We start from the raw sequence: 18,586 nt of genomic DNA on the forward strand, positions 1-18,586 counted from the left end.
TAATAGGGACTGGGGAAAAATAACACGACAACATTTCCCTACTCCCTACTCCCTACTCCCTAATCCCTTAGTTTTATTACCGATCGCCCTTTGTCTTTTACCTTCGGGTGTTGCATACGGGCTGGAAACTGGGGAATGGGGAATGGGGAATCGGGAATGGGGAAGAATCACACAAACACCTCCAACTCGCAACTCCCAACTCCCCACTCCCAACTCCCTCAGAATTGTAGTAAACAGCAATCAAGATGGTGATGTTAAAGCTGATGAGCAGCTAACTTTACGGGAAGCCATTGAATTGGCTAACGGTACGCTTTCTGCCGAAAAGTTAAGCAGTGCAGAAAAAGCACAAATCCAACCAGCAAGTAATGGCAGTTCTCGCATTGAGTTTAATCTTCCTGGGGGAGCCACTGCCATCCAGTTACAGCAACAATTACCCGATCTGGCTGCTCCAGGATTGGTTATAGATGGCACTACTCAGCCCGGATACGATGCTTCTGGTTCGGCGACTGCTGAAATTGCTATTCCAATTCCTGTGGTGGCGATTTCTCCCGCACCAGAGCGCGAAATTTTTCGCGGTTTAACAGTGGTTGCTGATGGCATCACAATTCGGGGTTTAAGCCTTTACGGTTTTACAGCTAGCCCAGTTAAGCAGCAACTGGGCAATTTACTAATATATGATGGCAAGCCGAAACCAGCCACTTTAACCACACCACCAGGGGATATAGTTATTTCTCATCCTCTCCCACCCCCAAATACCCGCCAACAGCAACCCCCAAATGATGATTTTCCGTTTTATGAAAAAAATGTTCCTCCAAAAAACGTTGTGATTGAAAACAACTGGTTGGGATTGACTGTGGATGAAAAACTACCAGAGTCAACCTCAGCTTTTGGAGTTTATGTTTTTAACTCTCAAGGAGCAACAATTCGGCGGAACCGTATTTACTACCATGAAGGCAGTGCTATTATTACTTCTGTGCGCGGTGAAAATACGGTAGTTTCTGAAAATATTATTGTTGGTAACGGGCTAGCTGGAATGCCAGACGCTTTGCGATTTGAAGGTGTGGTGAATAAATCCCAGATTGTTGGCAATTTAATTTGTGCTAACGATGGTGCTGGGGTGTATTTATTTAAACCAGAAGGAGATGTTCAAATCCAGAATAACCGCATCACTTACAATGGCAGGCGTTTGCGACGGGCAGCAGTTTACTTGATGGGCAGAAACCATCAGGTAATAGGAAATGAAATTGACTATCAAACTGGACCTGGTGTTGTCGTGTCGGCTTTCCCTAATAGCAAGGGCAATGTCATCACTGACAACAAATTTGCAGCGCTAGAAGGGTTGAGCATTGACCTCAATACTCAAGGAAATCTGGATGTCAGCGATTTTCAAAGAGGTGACGGTCCCAATCCCCGACGCAATTCTTCCAATCGCCGACTGGATACAGGTAATGCTGCAATTAACGCTCCAGAATTTGCCACAAGGACATTTGTTCCTACTGGTAGTAGTGTCACTTTACAAGGAAAAGCTGACCCCGGTTCGGAAGTTACGATTTACCGTTTGAGTGATTATCAAACAGGTAAGCAAGCACTCTACGAACCTGGTTATGGAGCTTTAAGAGAACCTTTAGGTAAAGCACAAGTTGACGAAAAAGGCAAGTTTAGTATTGCGGTGGAAAATTTACAAAATGGGGAGATTGTAAGCGCGATCGCCACCGACCCCAAATACGGAACATCGGAACCTGCTGTTGCTGCATTTATTGGGACGAGTGGAACTTTTACCAACCCTACCCCAGAGACAAAGCCACAGAGAATACAACCCCCCCAATGTACATCTCGCCCCATACCTCCCAAACCAGAACCAGAACCAGAACCAGAAATACCTCCAGAACCAATACGGATACAAGTACCGAGAAACGTTCACTTTGCACTTGACAAATCCTTTATTAGTCAAGAAAGTGCTGCGGTTCTCGATCGCGTGGCAGAAGTGCTGCAACAATATCCTTTCATCGTCATTGAATTACAGGGTCACGCAGATCCCCGTGCTAGCGATGCTTACAACCAAGCCCTGGGAAGACGAAGAGCATTATCTGTAAGAAATTATTTATTACGCAAGGGCATCCCACCAGAAAGAATGACCATCCGTTCCTTTGGTGAAAGTCGAAGGAAAGTTCCTGGTAGTACAGATATTGTTGATTACGCCCGCGATCGCCGAGTCGAAATTATCTTCAGAGATGTGAGAGGTATCGAACTCATCATTGAAGATCAAGAGCAAGATTTACAAATCGAACGGCGACGGAACAGAAATAGGGAATAGGAAATGGGGAATAGGGAATGGGGCATTGATACCTTCCGCCTTGTCTCCCCACTCCCCACTCCCTCCATTAGTTTGTCAATAGGGAATTTGCTGTGACTCCTGAATTTAATAAGATTGATAAAAAAACACCCCGTTTTCTGACATTCAAGCAAACACTACTGACATCACTTTTCACTCTCGCACAAGTTCCCTTACTGGGGATCGTTTCCGGAGGTGGAAAGGTGTTAGCACAAACAACAAGTTGTCCGGCTAATACAACGCCACAGACACTCAACTGGAATCCAGCTAACAACGTTGCTGGAATTACCAGTCAAAACCTGACTATTAATGGAATTAATGCCACTATTAGTTTCACCGAAAGCATCCCTGGTCAAGTTATCGATCAAAATCAAACATTAATTAGCAATGACGTCTATGGTGGTCTTGCCGGACCAAATCTGAGGTTTAATATAGGTTTTCCACTTAACGATCCAGCACCTGTGGGTAGTAGCGCAACGCTCACCATTACCTTTTCACAGCCAATCACTTTAGCATCCCCCCTGACCCTTTTAGATGTTGACCGAGATGGTGCGCGTGACACTATCAACGGGGAAGAATTCGTATACCAAGATAGAGTTACAGTCAATGCATTCAACGGCAACACACCTGTTGGAGTCAACCTTGTATCACCCGGTCAATATGTTAGAGTGACTGGCAACGTTGCAGAAGGTATTATTGAGAATGCTTTTCCCGCAGAATCCTTTGGTAACGTCTCAGCTGCGATCGCCAATCCGGTGAATCGAATTCAAATTACCTATGAACCGGGAACAGAATTCGGTGCGCCAGATCAAGATGAAACCATTGGTCTTACAAGACTACAAATTTGTGTACCAACGGGAACAGGTATAATAGGCGATACTGTTTTCAACGATGTCAATGGTAACAGCGTTCAAGATCCTGGTGAAGTTGGCATTGCTAACGTTCCCCTCACTTTAACGGGTGCTGGCCCTGACGGTCAATTGGGTACGGCAGACGACACAACCCAAACCACAACTACCAATAACACCGGTAACTACAGCTTCCCCAGCTTATCCCCAGGAACTTATAGAGTTGCTGTTACCACGCCTCCAGCAGGTTTTACGCCTACCCTGACTCAGCCCAATCCGATCGCTCTAGCGGACGGTCAAACCATTAACACCATTGACTTTGGGTTCCAGCAAGGAGCAGGTGGGACAATTGGGGATACTGTGTTTACTGATACTAACGGTAACAGCGTTCAAGATCCTGGAGAAACGGGAATTGCTAACATTAACCTCGTCCTTACAGGCGCTGGTCCTGACGGTCAGCTTGGGACAGCAGACGATACCACCCAAACCACAACTACCAATAACAACGGTAACTATAATTTTACGAATTTACCCGCAAGCACTTATCGAGTAGCCGTTAGCAACCCTCCTGCTGGTTTAACACCAACTTTAACTCAGCCCAATCCCATCACTTTGGCGAGTGGTCAAACTCTCAACACTGTTGATTTTGGTTTCCGACCGGGAGCAAACGGTACAATTGGGGATACAGTGTTCAATGATACTAATGGGAACAACACCCAAGACCCAGGAGAACCAGGGCTTCCTAACATCACCCTCGTCTTAACAGGGGCGGGTCCTGACGGTCAGCTTGGTACACCTGACGATACTTCCCAAACCACAAATACTAATAACAACGGGAACTACAGTTTTACCAATATACCTCCAGGTACCTATAGAGTTACTGTTAACAACCCGCCTGCTGGTTTCAACCCAACACTGACTCAGCCTAACCCCGTTAATTTAGCGGCTGGTCAAACTATCAATACCGTTGATTTTGGCTTTACTCAGTTAGCACAAGGTATTATTGGTGACACAGCATATACTGATACTAATGCCAACGGCGTTCAAGACCCAGGAGAACCAGGGATTAGCGATCGCAACATTAGTCTAGTAGGTGCTGGACCCGACGGTCAATTTGGTACACCTGACGACATCAACCGTACCACCACTACGGATGGTAATGGTAGATACAGTTTTACCAGTCTACCTCCTGGGAATTACAGAGTTACCGTCACCAATCCTCCCGGTGGTTTCAACCCCACTCAGACTCCACCTGCAACCATTACTTTGGGAGCCAGTCAGAATTTTGACACAGCAGATTTTGGCTTCACTCAGCAAGCACTAGGCTCAATTGGTGACACTGTATACACAGATACTAATGCGAACGGTACTCAAGATGCAGGAGAACCAGGAATTAGCGGTCGCACTATTACCCTAACAGGTGCGGGACCCGATGGTCAGTTTGGCACATCTGATGATATCAGCCGGACTGCGACTACTGACAATAATGGCAGATACAGCTTCCCCAATTTAACTACAGGGAACTATAGAGTCGCCGTCTCCAACCCACCTACAGGTGCTAACCCAACTCAAACTCCACCAGCCACCATTACTCTAGCCTCAGGTCAAAATCTTGACACGGCTGATTTTGGTTTTACACAGCAGCAACTCGGTTCCATTGGCGATACTGTCTTTATTGACACCAATCGCAATAACGCTCAAGATCCAGGAGAAAGGGGAATCAGTGGCGCTACCGTAACATTGACAAGTCCAGGTCCTGACGGTCAATCAGGTACACCTGACGATATCAACCGTTCTGCAACTACTGATGAAAACGGTAGATATTTGTTCCCCAACTTACCTGTAGGTACTTACAGAGTGACTGTGAGCGATCGTCCTGCGGACTTCACCCCCACACTAGTTCCACCAGAAACCGTTACCTTAGCTGCCGGTCAAAATATTGACACAGTAGACTTTGGTTTCTTTGCTTCTGCTGTAGGTGCAGGTGAACCTAACTTACGCTTAGTCAAGCGGATTACCAACGTATTAAGAAACAATCAGCCCATTAGTGGCAATTTCAATACTTTTGATGACGGTTCTGGTGATGATGACAATAATATCAATCAGTTACAACCAGTTCTCGGCATTCGCGACCTTCAAACTCCTTTACAAAGTGGTGATGAAGTCGAATACACAATCTACTTCCTTGCTCAAAATACGAACGATGTCAGATTCTGCGATTTAATTCCAGAAGGAACAAGTTACAGTAACGGTACTATTGCCGTTGTTGGTAGCGGTACTGGTGCAGACCAAGGTACATTTTTAACTCCTCTAGCACCTTTACCTGCAAACAATACCTGCTTGAGCCAGACAAATAGCAGGGGTGCTGTGATTGTTAACTTTGGCACTTTTGGGGCTTCTAGTGGTAACCCTGCTTACATTCGTTTCCGTGTCAGAGTTGATTAACTTAGTAGGGGCGCAAGGCATTGCGCCCCTACTAACCATTAACCACTAACTACTAACCACTAACCAAACCAAGTTATTATTATTCTTGTTTTTGCCTATTGCTGCAAATTTATTTATTAGACAAAAATGCAAAAAAATAGTTTAATTGCTTCAGGGATCGCCACTAGTATACTTTTATCCTTAGCTACCACTGTTACTACGGTCGAAATTGCTCAAGCGCAAAAGGCACAGCGCCCTGTACCCTTGCTGAATGCCAAATGTGTTAACAGTGGACTTGGCACTGCTCGCGAGCAAAATCTTGATGTTTCTATAGGAAGAGCAGTTTATACTAGTCAATTTTATCTAGGACCCGGTTACCGATCGGCTTCACTCACTTGCAATATTAAGCCCGAAAACCGTCCTCAATCAGTGTTTCAAACTTTAAATCTAGGTTTTGGAATGCGCGATAACAGCACAAACAGTACAACTGTTGAGGTGAAAGTGTACTTGGATGGCAAACAGGCTGAGAATCGCACTGTCGCGCCCGGTCAGCCAACTACTTTGGCACTTGATGTAAGCAATGTTTCCAATGTTGCTGTGGAAGCTGTTTGCTCTAACCAAAGCCAATATTGCGATCGCATTTACTTTTTCACTGCTAGTCTGGAGCGACCAACTGCACCCCAACCAGTGAAAAAATAGTTTAATTGGTTAGTGGTTATTGGTTAGTGGTTAGTAGTCGAATAACCAATCACCTCTAATTAGGGCTTGCTGAAAAAGTCAGAAAACAGCAAGATAAGAATTGATTAGTTACTCAACAAGGGTCTAATATAAGCAGATGCTATCTATGATTTAAGGACTGATTATTTTCAATAATAGTAAATGGGGAAAAAGGTGTAGTTTTAAAAAATAGACATAAAAAAGCATAAAATAGCCGCGAGAGCTGAGTAGAAAGATTCATCACTAAAAAAGTAATAGCAATTGCAGTTTCAGAAGTATGAGCAAGTTTCGTCATCACGCGATTGAGGCTAAATCTTCTTTTCCCCTGTCCAAATTTTCCCTCAATACAATTACGAATTCTCTCAGATTCTAAATCTTGTTTCTTTTTTTCTTTACTAACATTAGCTGGGGGTCTTCCTAAAGGAGGTCCGCTCATTATAATACCTCTTTCTTTACACCAAGCTCGGTTCTCTCTTGTGCGATAAATTTTATCAACATGAACAGATTCTGGATAGTACCCTGTGTAATTTTTAAAGGCTTCTACTTGAGCTTTTAAGTCTCCTGATTCATTAAAATTATCCCAACTTATATGGTCTAAAAATATATATCCTTCAAAGCAACTAGCAGACAATTTTGCCCCAAATTCTACCGATTTACCAGCTTTCCCTCGGACAATTGGACGGATATGTGGTTGGGTTAAACTGACAATGCGGTCGTCAATACTCTGTTTTTTATTTTCATACAACCAGAGTTGTTGACGGTAGACTTCTGCAACTACAAGCAACATCTTATATTGTCTGTGACTTAAATCTTCCAGAGAGGCTCCTGAAATAATTAGCTGTTCAATATGAGATAAGTTTCTTTTGATATATTGAAGTTGTTTTCTAATTGCTTTTCTCCTGTCTTTTTGGGAAACGCGACGTTTTTTAGCGACTGCTAGATAATCCTTTCTAGCCCTCTCTCTATAGGTTCTTGGTTTTTTCTCTAATTGACCCAAAGTCTGTTCGTAAAGTAAGTCTATAATTTTCTCTGTCTGTTTTCTTGCTTGATTGAGTAGCTCTAAATCTGTCGGATAGCTGATATCACCCGGAGCACAAGTTGCATCTATTATTAATTTTCCCCGATTTTTGGGTGTCTCACCTTCTTCTTCTGGTGATTCTGTTTTTTTTTCAGATAGTTTAGAAGATGTTGCTTCTAGCATCTTCTTCACCATTTCTTGATTCACTTTGTTAACAAGCTCCACACTAATTCTTTCCCGAAAATGTACCAACATTGATGCATCAAATGGAGCTTCATTACTATAATATGACATTCCTATAAAGTACTGTAGATAAGGATTTTCTTTAATTTGCTCTACTGTTTCTCTATCGCTTATCCCCAACTTTTCTTTGATTATTAATGCCCCTAATGCCATCCGAAAAGATTTGGCAGGTGCTCCCATCTCTACTGAGAAAAATGAAGAATATTCTTCTTCAAATTCTGTCCAAGGAATGAAAGCAGCCATCATTACCCAACGATTATCTTCTGATAACTTGCCCTCGAACGGGAGTTCAAAGTTTTCAGTTGGGATTGAAGTTTGTCCCTGTTTTCGGTACATGGTTACTAACAGCATACTTGATGCTGCCGATCGCAGTGATGCAAGCATTTTTGGCTATTCTACCCTCCTCTCTTGCACCTGAATATACTTCTATAGTCTGAGAATTTAGAGACTGTCTCCTTTTTTTCTTTTTCAGCAAGCCCTAATTATTAACCGATACCAACTAACAACTAACAACTAACAACTAACAACTAACAACTAACAACTAACAACTAACAACTAACAACTAACAACTAACAACTAACAAATTTAACGCTCAGCATTTGATTCTTGAGGGTTTGTTTTAGGCGGTTCTTGTTTGACTAAATTATCAGCAGCTTGTTTAAAGAGAGGATCTATTTTATCTCGCCAATACTGAATGTTGGGTAATTTTTCTGGCTCGTCTTTATAGCCTAAAACTTTATCCCATTGTCCTTCGCCAATCGCTGTATCAATATCTTTAAATAGGGCTTCTGCTTTAGCCCAATCCTTTTGCCATTGAGCGACCATTTCTGTTGTTTCTTGGATAGCAGGAGCGTTAGACGTAACAGATTTTAGTAATGCGATCGCACCCGGTAAATCTCCCGATTCATACTTCTTTCTTGCTTGTTCTAAAATCTTAGGATCGTCAACATACGTACCCTGTAATTTTTTCAGCAAATCTTCTGAAGATGATGGGCTTGGCTTTACATCTGGTTTTGATTTTGCTTTGGGAACAGAACGGACTGTAATGAGATCGTCATCATCCTCTGTTTTAACTGCAGTTCCTTTGTCTCGGAGGCAATCAACCCAGAGTTCATTATTTTTAATGACATCGGAATGCGCCCAACCTGAGGTTTTAGGATCGAGTTTAAGTTGTACCCAACCGCGTTTTGTTCGCAAACCTGTCACTTCAAAATGACTATCTTTTGTAATAGTTTTTATAACGCTATCCGAAAGGTTACTAGGTTCAGACCGAATATTTGAATTTTCTTTAATAACAGCCAAGCAAATTTGTGCTGATTTTGTTGCGTCATTATCAACAAAATTAGAGACAACATTTTGAACGTTTTTCACCACAGTTGGGGTAATCGCAGCAGCGCCACCGGCTAAAAGAGCTAAGATTGATAGCTGTAGTAGGTCTGGTCCGCTAGAACTTTTGGGTGTCGATTTAGGCGCAGCTGCTATTGGTGAACGAGCAACGGGATTTAATGGGGCTACGGCGATCGTTTTCTGTCGGGATTCAGGAGATGAATACTTGATGGCTTGGGAGCTTGTAGAATTGTTAACATATTCTACAGGTGCTGAAGACGCCGGGGCAAACAATTGTAACGATTGAAGGGCTTCCGATGCACTTTGGTAGCGATCTTTAAAGTGATATCGCACCATCTTGCTTAAAACTGCTTCAAAATTATTGCTGACAGGAACTAAATGCTGCCATAAAATTTCCCCCGTGTAGGTGTCTTCTTGCAAATCCATTGGTGCAACACCCGTCAGCGCTTGAATAGCAATAATACCCAAGGAGTAAAGATCGCTGTTAGGGCGGGGTTTTCCTTGTCCTTGTTCTGTGGGCATATAACCGGGAGTCCCAATCGCTACCGTAGCAGAATGGTTTCCCGCAACAGTAAACAATTGCGTATGGGCAGAATATCCAGAAGAGACGCGTAATTGCTTGACTGCCCCAAAGTCAACTAAAACTAATTTGCCATCAGAAGAGCGACGGATAATGTTATCTGGTTTGATGTCACGGTGAATAACGCCCTGACCGTGGACAAATTTTAATATACCGAGAACTTCCTGTAGCATCGCGATCGTTTGGCTTTCACTCCAGCGACGATTCGGATGCAATTCATCGCTGAGGGGATGCCCTTCAACAAATTCTTGTACCAAATAAAATTCTTGGTTTTCATCAAAATAAGCCAAAAGCCGAGGTATGTGGTCATGGTTGCCCAATTTTTCCAGAGTTTCGGCTTCACTATGGAACAGCCGTCTGGCAGTGTCAAACACTTTGGAGTCAGAACTCGCAGGCTTTAAGTGCTTGACAACGCAGACGGGGCTGCCCGGTCGCTTGGTATCTTTAGCAATGTATGTTTCACCAAAGCCTCCTGTAGCAAGGACTTTAATGACTTGGTAACGGTGATCTAGTAATTTGCCTATCATTTTCACTCCCCAGTGTTCACACCCGATTTAAAAGAGCGTAATCAATATCTCCAAATATTCCTCGATAAAATCCGCTATCTTGGGAAAAGATTTGGATGTAAAACCTAGTTTTTTAATAAATACACGTTGTTAATTTTTCTTTCAATAACCTTTGTGAATTCCAATGCCACCTAAAATAAATGACTCAGTAGCATGGCAGCAGGCAGAAATCCTCATGCAACCAGCTTTTATTCGAGTTGTCGATAATATTCGCAAGCTGCTGGATGTATCGTCTTGGACAGGAGCTTATCAAGATGTCTTGATTTGGCCTACTGGCACTACCGATGAGACTCAAGCTATAGTGACTCAGCTCCTGCAAGACCTGGAAGCCGCAACACCAGAGCAAGCCTTGGAAATCAGAGAAACACTCTCCGTTTTACCCATGCCCCATCCAGGATATCATTTGTGTCTGCAGCGTCAAGAGCAGCAAGTCAGTATTGATTTGTGGGAACTATGTTATCAAGTGTGTTTTCGTAACTACATACCAGGAAGTGAAAAAGTTGAGATAGATACCAGTTTAATCGATGAAACGGGTGATGTGGACTGGCAAATTTTAGAAACTAAGACTAAAGAGGTCGTTGAAGGGGTGTTTGTAAATTTACCGAACTAGGGAGTGGGGAATAGGGAGTAGGGAGTGGGGATTTCTCGCTCTGGTGGCTCCGCATGAGAATGCCTTAGGAGCGCCCATGGGCAGAGGAATCTTGCCCCTACTCCCTACTCCCCACTCCCCATTCCCCAATTCCTTTAAGAATTATAAATTTTCCAAACAGTTTTTTAATTTCTCAGCTAGCACCCGTACATGGGGTTCTTCCAGCCAGCAGCACCCAAATATGGTCAGTAGGGTTGAGTCCGTTTCAGCCGGACGATAACTTGTCCGGGTAACACTACAACTTGAAAATCATATCAAACTTTCTTGATAAATGATGATGCTTTGTCTTCATGCCTGTTATAAACGCTTTCTAGCTGAAACTTCAATTTCTCTGCAACCACCCGTACATGGGGTTCGTCGAGTAAAGAATGGTGAGAGCCAGGAATGGAATCAATATCTATTCCGCCAGTCACGACATCATCCCAACCAAATAGAGGATCGTATATTTTACCTACACAGTCAAAAAACGCGTCCCGATTCCGATCCTCAGTCCGTAAAAGTGTTAACTGACCTGGGTAAACTTTATAAGTATATTCGCTGAAAGCCATCGCATTAACACTTAAGATCTCTAAGTGTTTGTCAGTCTCAGGTAAACGCTCCGCAACGTTCACATGAAACTGGAATTTGTGTTTTAGCCTAGATATACCCCACGCGCACCAGCTGCCAATCTTTTGCCAAAAGTATGTAGGTCCTTTTTGTACAAAATTCCTTAAGTGCAAGAAAATTCGTTTGTAGAATGGTAATAAAGTCCAAAAACCCGGACGGCAGCTATCAATCATGATAAGAGTACCCAGTTTCTCACCCTGAGAATGAAGTTGCTGAGCCATTTCAAAAGCAATAATCCCTCCAAAGGAGTAGCCTCCTATAAAATAAGGACCTTGGGGCTGAAAGGTTTTAATCGCTTCGATGTAACGTGATGCCATATCCTCAACCCGAGTCAACAGAGGTTGTTTTCCATCCAGTCCTTGTGGTTGTAACCCATAAACTGGTTGATCATCTCCCAGATACAAGGACAGTTGACGGTAACACAAAACCTCTCCGCCAAGTGGGTGAATTAAGAATAAACGAGGTTTAAAACCATTGGGTTGAATCTCTACCAAAGATGACCAAGAGCCGTTTAATCTATCTTGAGTCTCAACAGTTGAGAAATCAGTCGTCAACACTTTGGCTGATGTCAAACCTTGATGATCAACTGCTAATTCTTCTTGATAGATGGTTTTAGCGAGAGCTTCCACCGTATCTGCTTTGAAGAGAGTAGCCATAGAAAGTTTTTTACCAAATCTCTTCTCAATTTGTGTAAACAGAGGTACAGCGTCATAGGAATCTCCACCCAAATCAAAAAAATTATCCCTCACGCCAATAGATTGGATACCTAAAACTTCTTCCCAAATCTGCACTAGTTGGCGTTCTATCTCGTCACGGGAATTTATTTCGCTTGTTTCCGTTTCTTCGATAGCTTTAGTACTAGAAAGCTCTGTCTCGATTTCTGTAGCTTTAGTCGTGGAATTGGTTGGGTTTCTCATTGTAATACCTTTTAGCACTATTATTTTGGAACTCTAACGCTGGTTATGTCCTTGTTGCTGGGGAAAGAGCGGTAATACTGTGGTTGATATCTTTGTTGTTGACTCTCTATGTTCTCAGCTTGACTTCAGGCTTATTGCTTTCAACAGATAATTTAGACAAGACAGTTATAAGTGGGAATTAGCACTTAAACAAACTAAAACGTAAGTCATTAAGAAAGATTTTTCATGGATAAAAAATTTTCTTTTCAGTATTGGGTAACACTAAGCTACAGACTAATATTGCATTATTTATGTTCTTATCCAAATTAAGAAGAATTCGTTTTTTTTGCCAGGAAAGCATCGTGTTCAGCGTGGACACTGTCCCTTCAACATCTATCTTTTGATAGATTTTTATCATACTCTCTAAACTTTTTTATGACTTTTGGGTTTACTGATGAACTTGAAAGACCTTGTTTTTAACTAGATAATGAAAACACTTATGTCTCAAAAATATTTTCATCTGACAAGGTAAAAATCCATCAATAAAATGTAGTGAAAAACAAGACAAGGCAAAGATTTCAACCCGTTTTCATGGATTTTAGCTTCAGGGCTGAACTTGAGTTCAAGACACTTGTAAAAAAATCCCACCCAATAAGTTTTGTAGGATCTTTTTCCCCACAGTATTGGAAGAACGATAGGTCTCAGCTTGACCAAGGATAGTAAAGTTTTTAGAATTAATGCTAAGGCTATAAGTAATGTCTATCCACCTTGTGTTGCATCAATCTCAGCATCTGTCTACTCTTGGATAGAGTTAGCATCAACAGTATGCAGTTGGAAAATTGTAATTTTATTCATGGTGATGTACTCCTAGTTTTGATTATTTGTCTTTGGGATTTAATGAATATTTTTTTCTGATCCCATTCTCATAATCTGTTATTGAATTTTTAATTTCAAGCTTTCATCAATTTATAATGGAAAAAAAACCTGTAGTTATGTCCAGAAAAATGATTAAGTAATGATTAACTTTTGTCGGAAATAGTAGTTATCACCCACTACTCTTGCTTTAATCCCTTACGAAGGTCAAAATGGCTTGCCTGTAATTTCAGTGGCTATTGAACTTGAAAACTCAAATCTGATAAGATTTTCATGACAAAAACATGAAAAGCGGGACTCCTCATCACCATGGCTACATCTGCAATTGATGTCAATGATGCAGCAGCTATTAAAGCAGTGCAAGAAGGGTTTGCAGTGTGCGATCGCACCCCATGGGGACGGATAAAAATCTCAGATGATGATCGCCTCCGCTTTTTGCACAATCAAAGTACCAATAATATTCAGCAGCTGAAACCAGGACAAGGCTGCGACACGGTGTTTGTAAATTCTACCGCTCGCACCCTCGACCTAGTGACAGCGTATGTCCAAGATGACGCGGTATTACTCCTCGTTTCGCCAAATCGCCGCGAATTTTTGATGCAATGGTTGGATCGCTACATCTTCTTTGCTGATAAAGTGCAATTAACAGATGTAACTGACGAAACTGCTACCTTTAGTGTACTGGGACTAAAAAGTGATGCTGCGATCGCGAAACTAGGGGCTGGCGCAATTATCGGTCAACCTTACGGAACTCATCTGCTTATCCCTGTCTCTGGTGGAGAAGACAAGAATATTACAGTTGCTGTTGGGAGTGGTTTGGCTTCTCCTGGGTATACTTTGATTCTACCAATTGCCGAACGAGAGAAAGTTTGGATTCAACTTGTTGAAAATGGGGCAATACCGTTAAGCGATCGCGCTTGGAATATGTTGCGAATATTACAAGGACGACCAGCACCAGACCAAGAACTCACTGAAGATTACAACCCCCTAGAAGTAGGACTGTGGCAAACTATTTCTCTGAACAAAGGTTGCTACATAGGACAAGAAACCATTGCTCGATTAAACACTTATAAAGGTGTCAAACAACATCTTTGGGGTATACGTCTCATCGCTCCTGCTGAACCAGGCAGTCCAATTACTATTGGAGATGAAAAAGTTGGTAAGCTAACGAGTTATGCTGAAACTCTTGAAGGCCATTTTGGACTGGGTTACATTCGCACTAAGGCTGGTGGTGCGGGTTTAAAAGTTTATGTGGGAGATGTCGAAGGTGAAATAGTTGAAGTGCCTTTTGTTTCTCACGAGTATCCAGAGGGATGAGAACAGAGGCAGATAGTTATGAGTCTACATTATTTAGACGTACAATTTGTCGTGTGCATTAGGAACGACGATTATCCAGCTTCATTGGAAGTGCGGAAAATATATCAGGTGCTCCCTGATAATTATGCTAATGAACATCGACTGTTACGAATTATTGATGAATCAGGAGAAGATTATCTTTATCCAGTAGTTTATTTTGTGCCTATTGAATTGCCACAAGCTGCAGAAATAGCTTTTTCTGTTTAATTCCTTCCTATAACAAAGCAACAACATCACGTGCAGCTTTTTGCCCAGCACGAATGGCACCCTCAATATAGTTAACCCAAATACTAGAACGTTCTGTACCTGCCCAATGAATTCGCCCTACAGGACTATTAAGGACAGAACCTGCTTTAGTTAGCAAACCTGGTGGTAGTGCAGAAATACATCCTCCCGTCCAAGGTTGGTTATTCCAATCAAACTCTACTAACTCTAAAGGTTGTTGTGCAGCCTGACCAAAAGTTTGCCCAAGAAACGCCAAGAAAATTTCTTTACGTGCTGACTCTGGTAGATTGGAGTAATCGGGAGCTAACAATCCAACAATGACTCCTTTGCTGCCATCTTCTGGTGAAATATCAATCACCTCAATTTTGGTATCAATACTGAGAAAATGACCAGTGGTAATTTGTCCCTGCCAAAAAGGTTTTTCATAAACAGCGTGAATTTTTACCCAACTCATTGTCTTCCACCCTTCAATGAGTTGGCGGTGTATAAGAGGTAGGGCAGGATAAAATTGAATATCAGCTATATTCTTGGGCATCATTGCCACGATCGCCTGTTGAGCACGGACAACCCCATACTCTGAAACCAGTTGAACCACAGAACCATTGTAACCTGATATTTCAGTCACGGGCGCATTAAGCAAAACCCTCTTTCCCAAACGTTCTGCTATGTTCAAGGAAATTTGTTGCGTCCCTCCAACTAAGCAAAACTCCTCAGCTGTTTCCAGAAGATCGTAAAATCCTGCTGTATGGACAAAATGCAGCATCCATAAAAAGGAAACTTGATTGGGATCGCCACTCAAGATTTGGCGCACACATCCCTCAAACCAAGCTTTGGCTTCATCTGTTGTTGTGTTTTGCTCAATCCAAGCACCCATTGTTATGGAGTCTAATGCGATCGCATCAGGGGAATCCCAAGGGGTTTCCACAGGGACTGTCAAGCATAAGGCTTCAAACTTTGCCATTGCTTGAGCAAAATCCTGTTGAGCAATTTCCGATTCAGATGTTGGGGACGCTTCGAGCATTGTCCATTTTTGCCGAAAGCCATAAAGTGTTTGACCTTCCAACTTTCCTCTCTTAGTGGTTATGCCCATTTCTGCAGCTAAAGTAAGCAAAGCTGTTTGAGTTGGTCCCACCCAAGTCCCGCCTTGTTCAACATAACCTCCTGATGTCAGGGGATAATTGAGAGTCCGCCCACCCACTCGCGAATTGGCTTCTAATACGACTAAAGATTCAATACCTAATTTGTACAGTTCCCAAGCCGCACTTAAACCGGAAATACCTGCACCTACAATTGCGATCTCTACATCCATTACACGATTTTGGATTTTGGATTTTGGATTTTGGATTTTAGATTTTGGACTTTGGACTTTAGATTTTGGACTTTGGATTTTGGATTGAGGGACAATTATGAAAATTATTCTTCCCTACTCCCTACCCCCTACTCCCTCACTCCCTTACCTTGACAAAAGCCATCTATCCAATCTGCTAAATGACGCACTCGATTTGTCGGCACTAAATTCTCTTGTTTGTGACAACCTTCCTCTGGTATTCTCACAAACGAGCTTTTGCTTTCCACATCGGTATCCATGGCAAAGTGTGGTTCACAATCCCTCTGCTCCTCTCTATCGAAAAGCGCAATAGTTGGTATACAGTTACTATTGCTTGCCCGGTCAAGTGTAGCAACCGCAAAAGAAGATATAGAATTTTTTTTAACTTCCAAGTCTGTGGGGATGTCAACAGACTGAAAAAATTTGCCTTGAAGCATCACCTCCTGGGAAAAATAGGAAACCCATGGAATAGGTGTATTTTTGCTTTCTACAGGAGGAGTCGCAACTGCATCTGACGGTATTGTGTCGCTTTCACTTTCTATTTTGAGAGAAACACAAGCACTCCCTAATGGTAAAGACTGGTTCTGACTTTCGTCGTTGATGGTAACTACACTAGGAGTTAGAGGATTTTCTTCATATACTGTTTCAGTCATGACTTCCACAGAAGCCAGAGATTGGCTTTTACTTTCTACTTCAGTGGCGACTACACTGGGATTTAAAGATTTTCCATTGAGTAATGTCTCTTGTAAAGAAACATTGGAAACTTGGTCTTCTACCATAGATCGATCCAAATTTATTGAGTGTAAATGCTCCTCAGGGTTAAAGTTAAGCCCTAAAGCTGACACAATTTCATCTGGATCGTTATTCAGTTCTACAAGAAAAGGAAGAAGTTGCTCAAGTTGGGGTTCCAAAATAAACAGAGTTGCCAAAATAAAACTAGAGGAAGGGCGACGTAAACCATCATACGTTCCCCAAACCCGTACTTTTACTAGCCACGAACGATTTTTGTAGTAGTAATTCACCCACTTGAGTTTCAAAGACTGGCGAATTTGCTGAATATTCATTGATAGGGGTTAGTGGTTAGTGGTTAGTGGTTAGTGGTTAGTTGTTTGAACCACTGTAAGGGCGCAATGCCTTGTTTAGTACGGGCGCAAAGTCTTGCGCTCCTACTAACCACCAACTACTAACTATGCTGATGAAATTGATGATAAAGCATCTGTGTCACTCTTTTACAGTCTGTAGATGCTGTTCTACCAGTAGAGGTACTTCGTTGGGACGAACACCACAGTACCAAATCCTTTCAGGTAATACCAAAACTATAGGTCCATTACCACATTGTCCCAAACAGCCACAACCGGACACTGTCACCCCAGAAACTAGCTGTGCTTCAAACGCAGCTAAAACTTTTGCTGCACCTTGCTTTCGACAGGCGCGATTTTGGCAAACGCGGACGCATTTAGAAGAATCTGATTGTGGCGTTACTGGTTGAGACATAAATGGCTGGTTGTTAGTTGTTAGTTGTTAGTTGTTCAAGTATGTTTTACCACTAGCCACTAACCACTAACCACTAACCACTAATCACTAACCCCTTAGATTCCAACCATTCGAGGTTGAAAATTCGTGATTGGTAGCGAGAACCGCTATCGCACAAGATGGTAACAATAGTATGCCCCGGTCCCATCTGTTTAGCTAAAGCAACAGCAGCACCAACGTTAATACCTGTAGAACCCCCCATAAATATGCCATCTTTTCGCAACAACTGATAAACCACTCTCAAGGCTTCCTTGTCGTCAATTTGGATCGCATCATCAAATGGTGAGCCTTCCATATTAGCAGTGATGCGACTGTTACCAATTCCTTCTGTGATAGAATTGCCTTCAATCTTGATTTCACCTGTTTTGATATAGCTGTACAATCCGCTTCCCATTGGATCGGCAACAACACACTTGATGGCTGGATTTTTTTCTTTTAAGTACATTGCCACACCAGCAAAGGTTCCTCCAGTTCCTGTTGCAGAGACCCAAGCATCGACTTGGCCATCTGTTTGCGACCAAATTTCTGGTCCTGTGGTTTCATAGTGAGCGCGGCGATTTGCTAGGTTATCAAACTGATTTGCCCAAATAGCATTTTCCATCTCAGAGGCTATTCTGCCAGAGAGTTTGACGTAGTTGTTCGGATCTTTATAGGGTACTGCTGGAACAGGGCGAACTTCTGCGCCTAACGCCCGCAAAGCATCCATCTTTTCTTGGGACTGAGTGTCGGGAATAATAATGAGGCATTTGTAGCCCTTGGCGTTACAAATATGTACCAGTCCAATACCTGTATTACCTGCTGTGCCTTCTACTACCGTACCACCGGGTTTAATTAATCCTTTTTCTTCAGCATCTTTGATAATATATAGTGCTGCTCTATCTTTTACGGAACCACCAGGGTTAAGAAATTCTGCCTTACCCAGGATTTCGCAGCCAGTTTCTTCACAAAAGCTGTTCAGTCGAATAAGTGGTGTGTTCCCTACAGCACCCACAAAACCATTTTTTATATCCATGTTAAATTGACCCGTGTTCAGTTTCTGATTAACT

At 42.4% G+C, this 18,586-nt stretch carries 12 protein-coding genes and 1 pseudogene; 6 read left to right on the top strand and 7 right to left on the bottom strand.

Annotation, left to right across the window (positions count from 1 at the left end; genetic code table 11):
- Nucleotides 1–142: 142 nt before the first annotated feature.
- The 3 genes from WA1_RS28370 to WA1_RS28380 all read left to right on the top strand — a co-directional run bounded on the left by WA1_RS28370 (nucleotide 143) and on the right by WA1_RS28380 (nucleotide 6,303).
- The gene (locus WA1_RS28370) at nucleotides 143–2,314 is read left to right on the top strand and encodes an OmpA family protein (RefSeq protein WP_051077155.1); all 2,172 of its coding nucleotides are present in this window, start codon (nucleotides 143–145) and stop codon (nucleotides 2,312–2,314) included.
- Between the two features lie 92 nt (nucleotides 2,315–2,406).
- Complete coding sequence (locus WA1_RS28375; RefSeq protein WP_017749861.1) at nucleotides 2,407–5,625, top strand: SdrD B-like domain-containing protein; 3,219 nt, start codon at nucleotides 2,407–2,409, stop codon at nucleotides 5,623–5,625.
- A 126-nt stretch (nucleotides 5,626–5,751) separates the two neighbouring features.
- A complete protein-coding gene (locus tag WA1_RS28380) occupies nucleotides 5,752–6,303 on the top strand; it encodes a hypothetical protein (protein WP_017749860.1) in 552 nt (183 codons plus the stop codon).
- Nucleotides 6,304–6,442: 139 nt separating this feature from the next.
- Here WA1_RS28380 and WA1_RS28385 read toward each other — a convergent pair whose 3' ends face one another.
- Together WA1_RS28385 and WA1_RS28390 are read right to left on the bottom strand one after the other, a co-directional pair.
- Nucleotides 6,443–7,918 (bottom strand): IS5 family transposase, encoded by a 1,476-nt coding sequence (locus WA1_RS28385; protein ID WP_026135401.1) that lies wholly within the window; start codon nucleotides 7,916–7,918, stop codon nucleotides 6,443–6,445.
- A 249-nt stretch (nucleotides 7,919–8,167) separates the two neighbouring features.
- Complete coding sequence (locus WA1_RS28390) at nucleotides 8,168–10,036, bottom strand: serine/threonine protein kinase (protein ID WP_017747225.1); 1,869 nt, start codon at nucleotides 10,034–10,036, stop codon at nucleotides 8,168–8,170.
- A 163-nt stretch (nucleotides 10,037–10,199) separates the two neighbouring features.
- Between WA1_RS28390 and WA1_RS28395 the strand changes: the two genes are divergently transcribed.
- A complete protein-coding gene (locus WA1_RS28395; protein WP_017747224.1) occupies nucleotides 10,200–10,685 on the top strand; it encodes a hypothetical protein in 486 nt (161 codons plus the stop codon).
- 293 nt (nucleotides 10,686–10,978) lie between these two features.
- Here WA1_RS28395 and WA1_RS28400 read toward each other — a convergent pair whose 3' ends face one another.
- Complete coding sequence (locus WA1_RS28400; protein ID WP_017747223.1) at nucleotides 10,979–12,247, bottom strand: thioesterase domain-containing protein; 1,269 nt, start codon at nucleotides 12,245–12,247, stop codon at nucleotides 10,979–10,981.
- 1,161 nt (nucleotides 12,248–13,408) lie between these two features.
- On the opposite strand from WA1_RS28400, the gene ygfZ reads away from it, so the two are divergent.
- Both ygfZ and WA1_RS28410 read left to right on the top strand, forming a co-directional pair.
- Entirely contained in the window at nucleotides 13,409–14,416 is a 1,008-nt protein-coding gene (gene ygfZ / locus WA1_RS28405; protein WP_017747221.1) for a CAF17-like 4Fe-4S cluster assembly/insertion protein YgfZ, read from the top strand.
- Nucleotides 14,417–14,434: 18 nt separating this feature from the next.
- Nucleotides 14,435–14,662, top strand: a complete 228-nt coding sequence (locus WA1_RS28410; protein WP_017747220.1) for a hypothetical protein — start codon at nucleotides 14,435–14,437, stop codon at nucleotides 14,660–14,662.
- 7 nt (nucleotides 14,663–14,669) lie between these two features.
- Here the strand turns inward: WA1_RS28410 and WA1_RS28415 are convergent, their stop codons facing one another.
- From WA1_RS28415 to WA1_RS28430, 4 genes and pseudogenes are all read right to left on the bottom strand, one after another.
- A complete protein-coding gene (locus WA1_RS28415) occupies nucleotides 14,670–15,989 on the bottom strand; it encodes a flavin monoamine oxidase family protein (protein WP_017747219.1) in 1,320 nt (439 codons plus the stop codon).
- Between the two features lie 128 nt (nucleotides 15,990–16,117).
- On the bottom strand, nucleotides 16,118–17,071 hold the full coding sequence (locus tag WA1_RS57335; protein WP_017747218.1) for a DUF5331 domain-containing protein: 954 nt from the start codon (nucleotides 17,069–17,071) through the stop codon (nucleotides 16,118–16,120).
- Between the two features lie 119 nt (nucleotides 17,072–17,190).
- Nucleotides 17,191–17,501, bottom strand: a pseudogene (locus WA1_RS28425) ((2Fe-2S) ferredoxin domain-containing protein).
- Between the two features lie 73 nt (nucleotides 17,502–17,574).
- Nucleotides 17,575–18,552 (bottom strand): cysteine synthase A, encoded by a 978-nt coding sequence (locus WA1_RS28430; protein ID WP_017747216.1) that lies wholly within the window; start codon nucleotides 18,550–18,552, stop codon nucleotides 17,575–17,577.
- Nucleotides 18,553–18,586 lie beyond the last annotated feature (34 nt).

Source organism: Scytonema hofmannii PCC 7110, from assembly GCF_000346485.2.
Taxonomy (GTDB): domain Bacteria; phylum Cyanobacteriota; class Cyanobacteriia; order Cyanobacteriales; family Nostocaceae; genus Scytonema; species Scytonema hofmannii.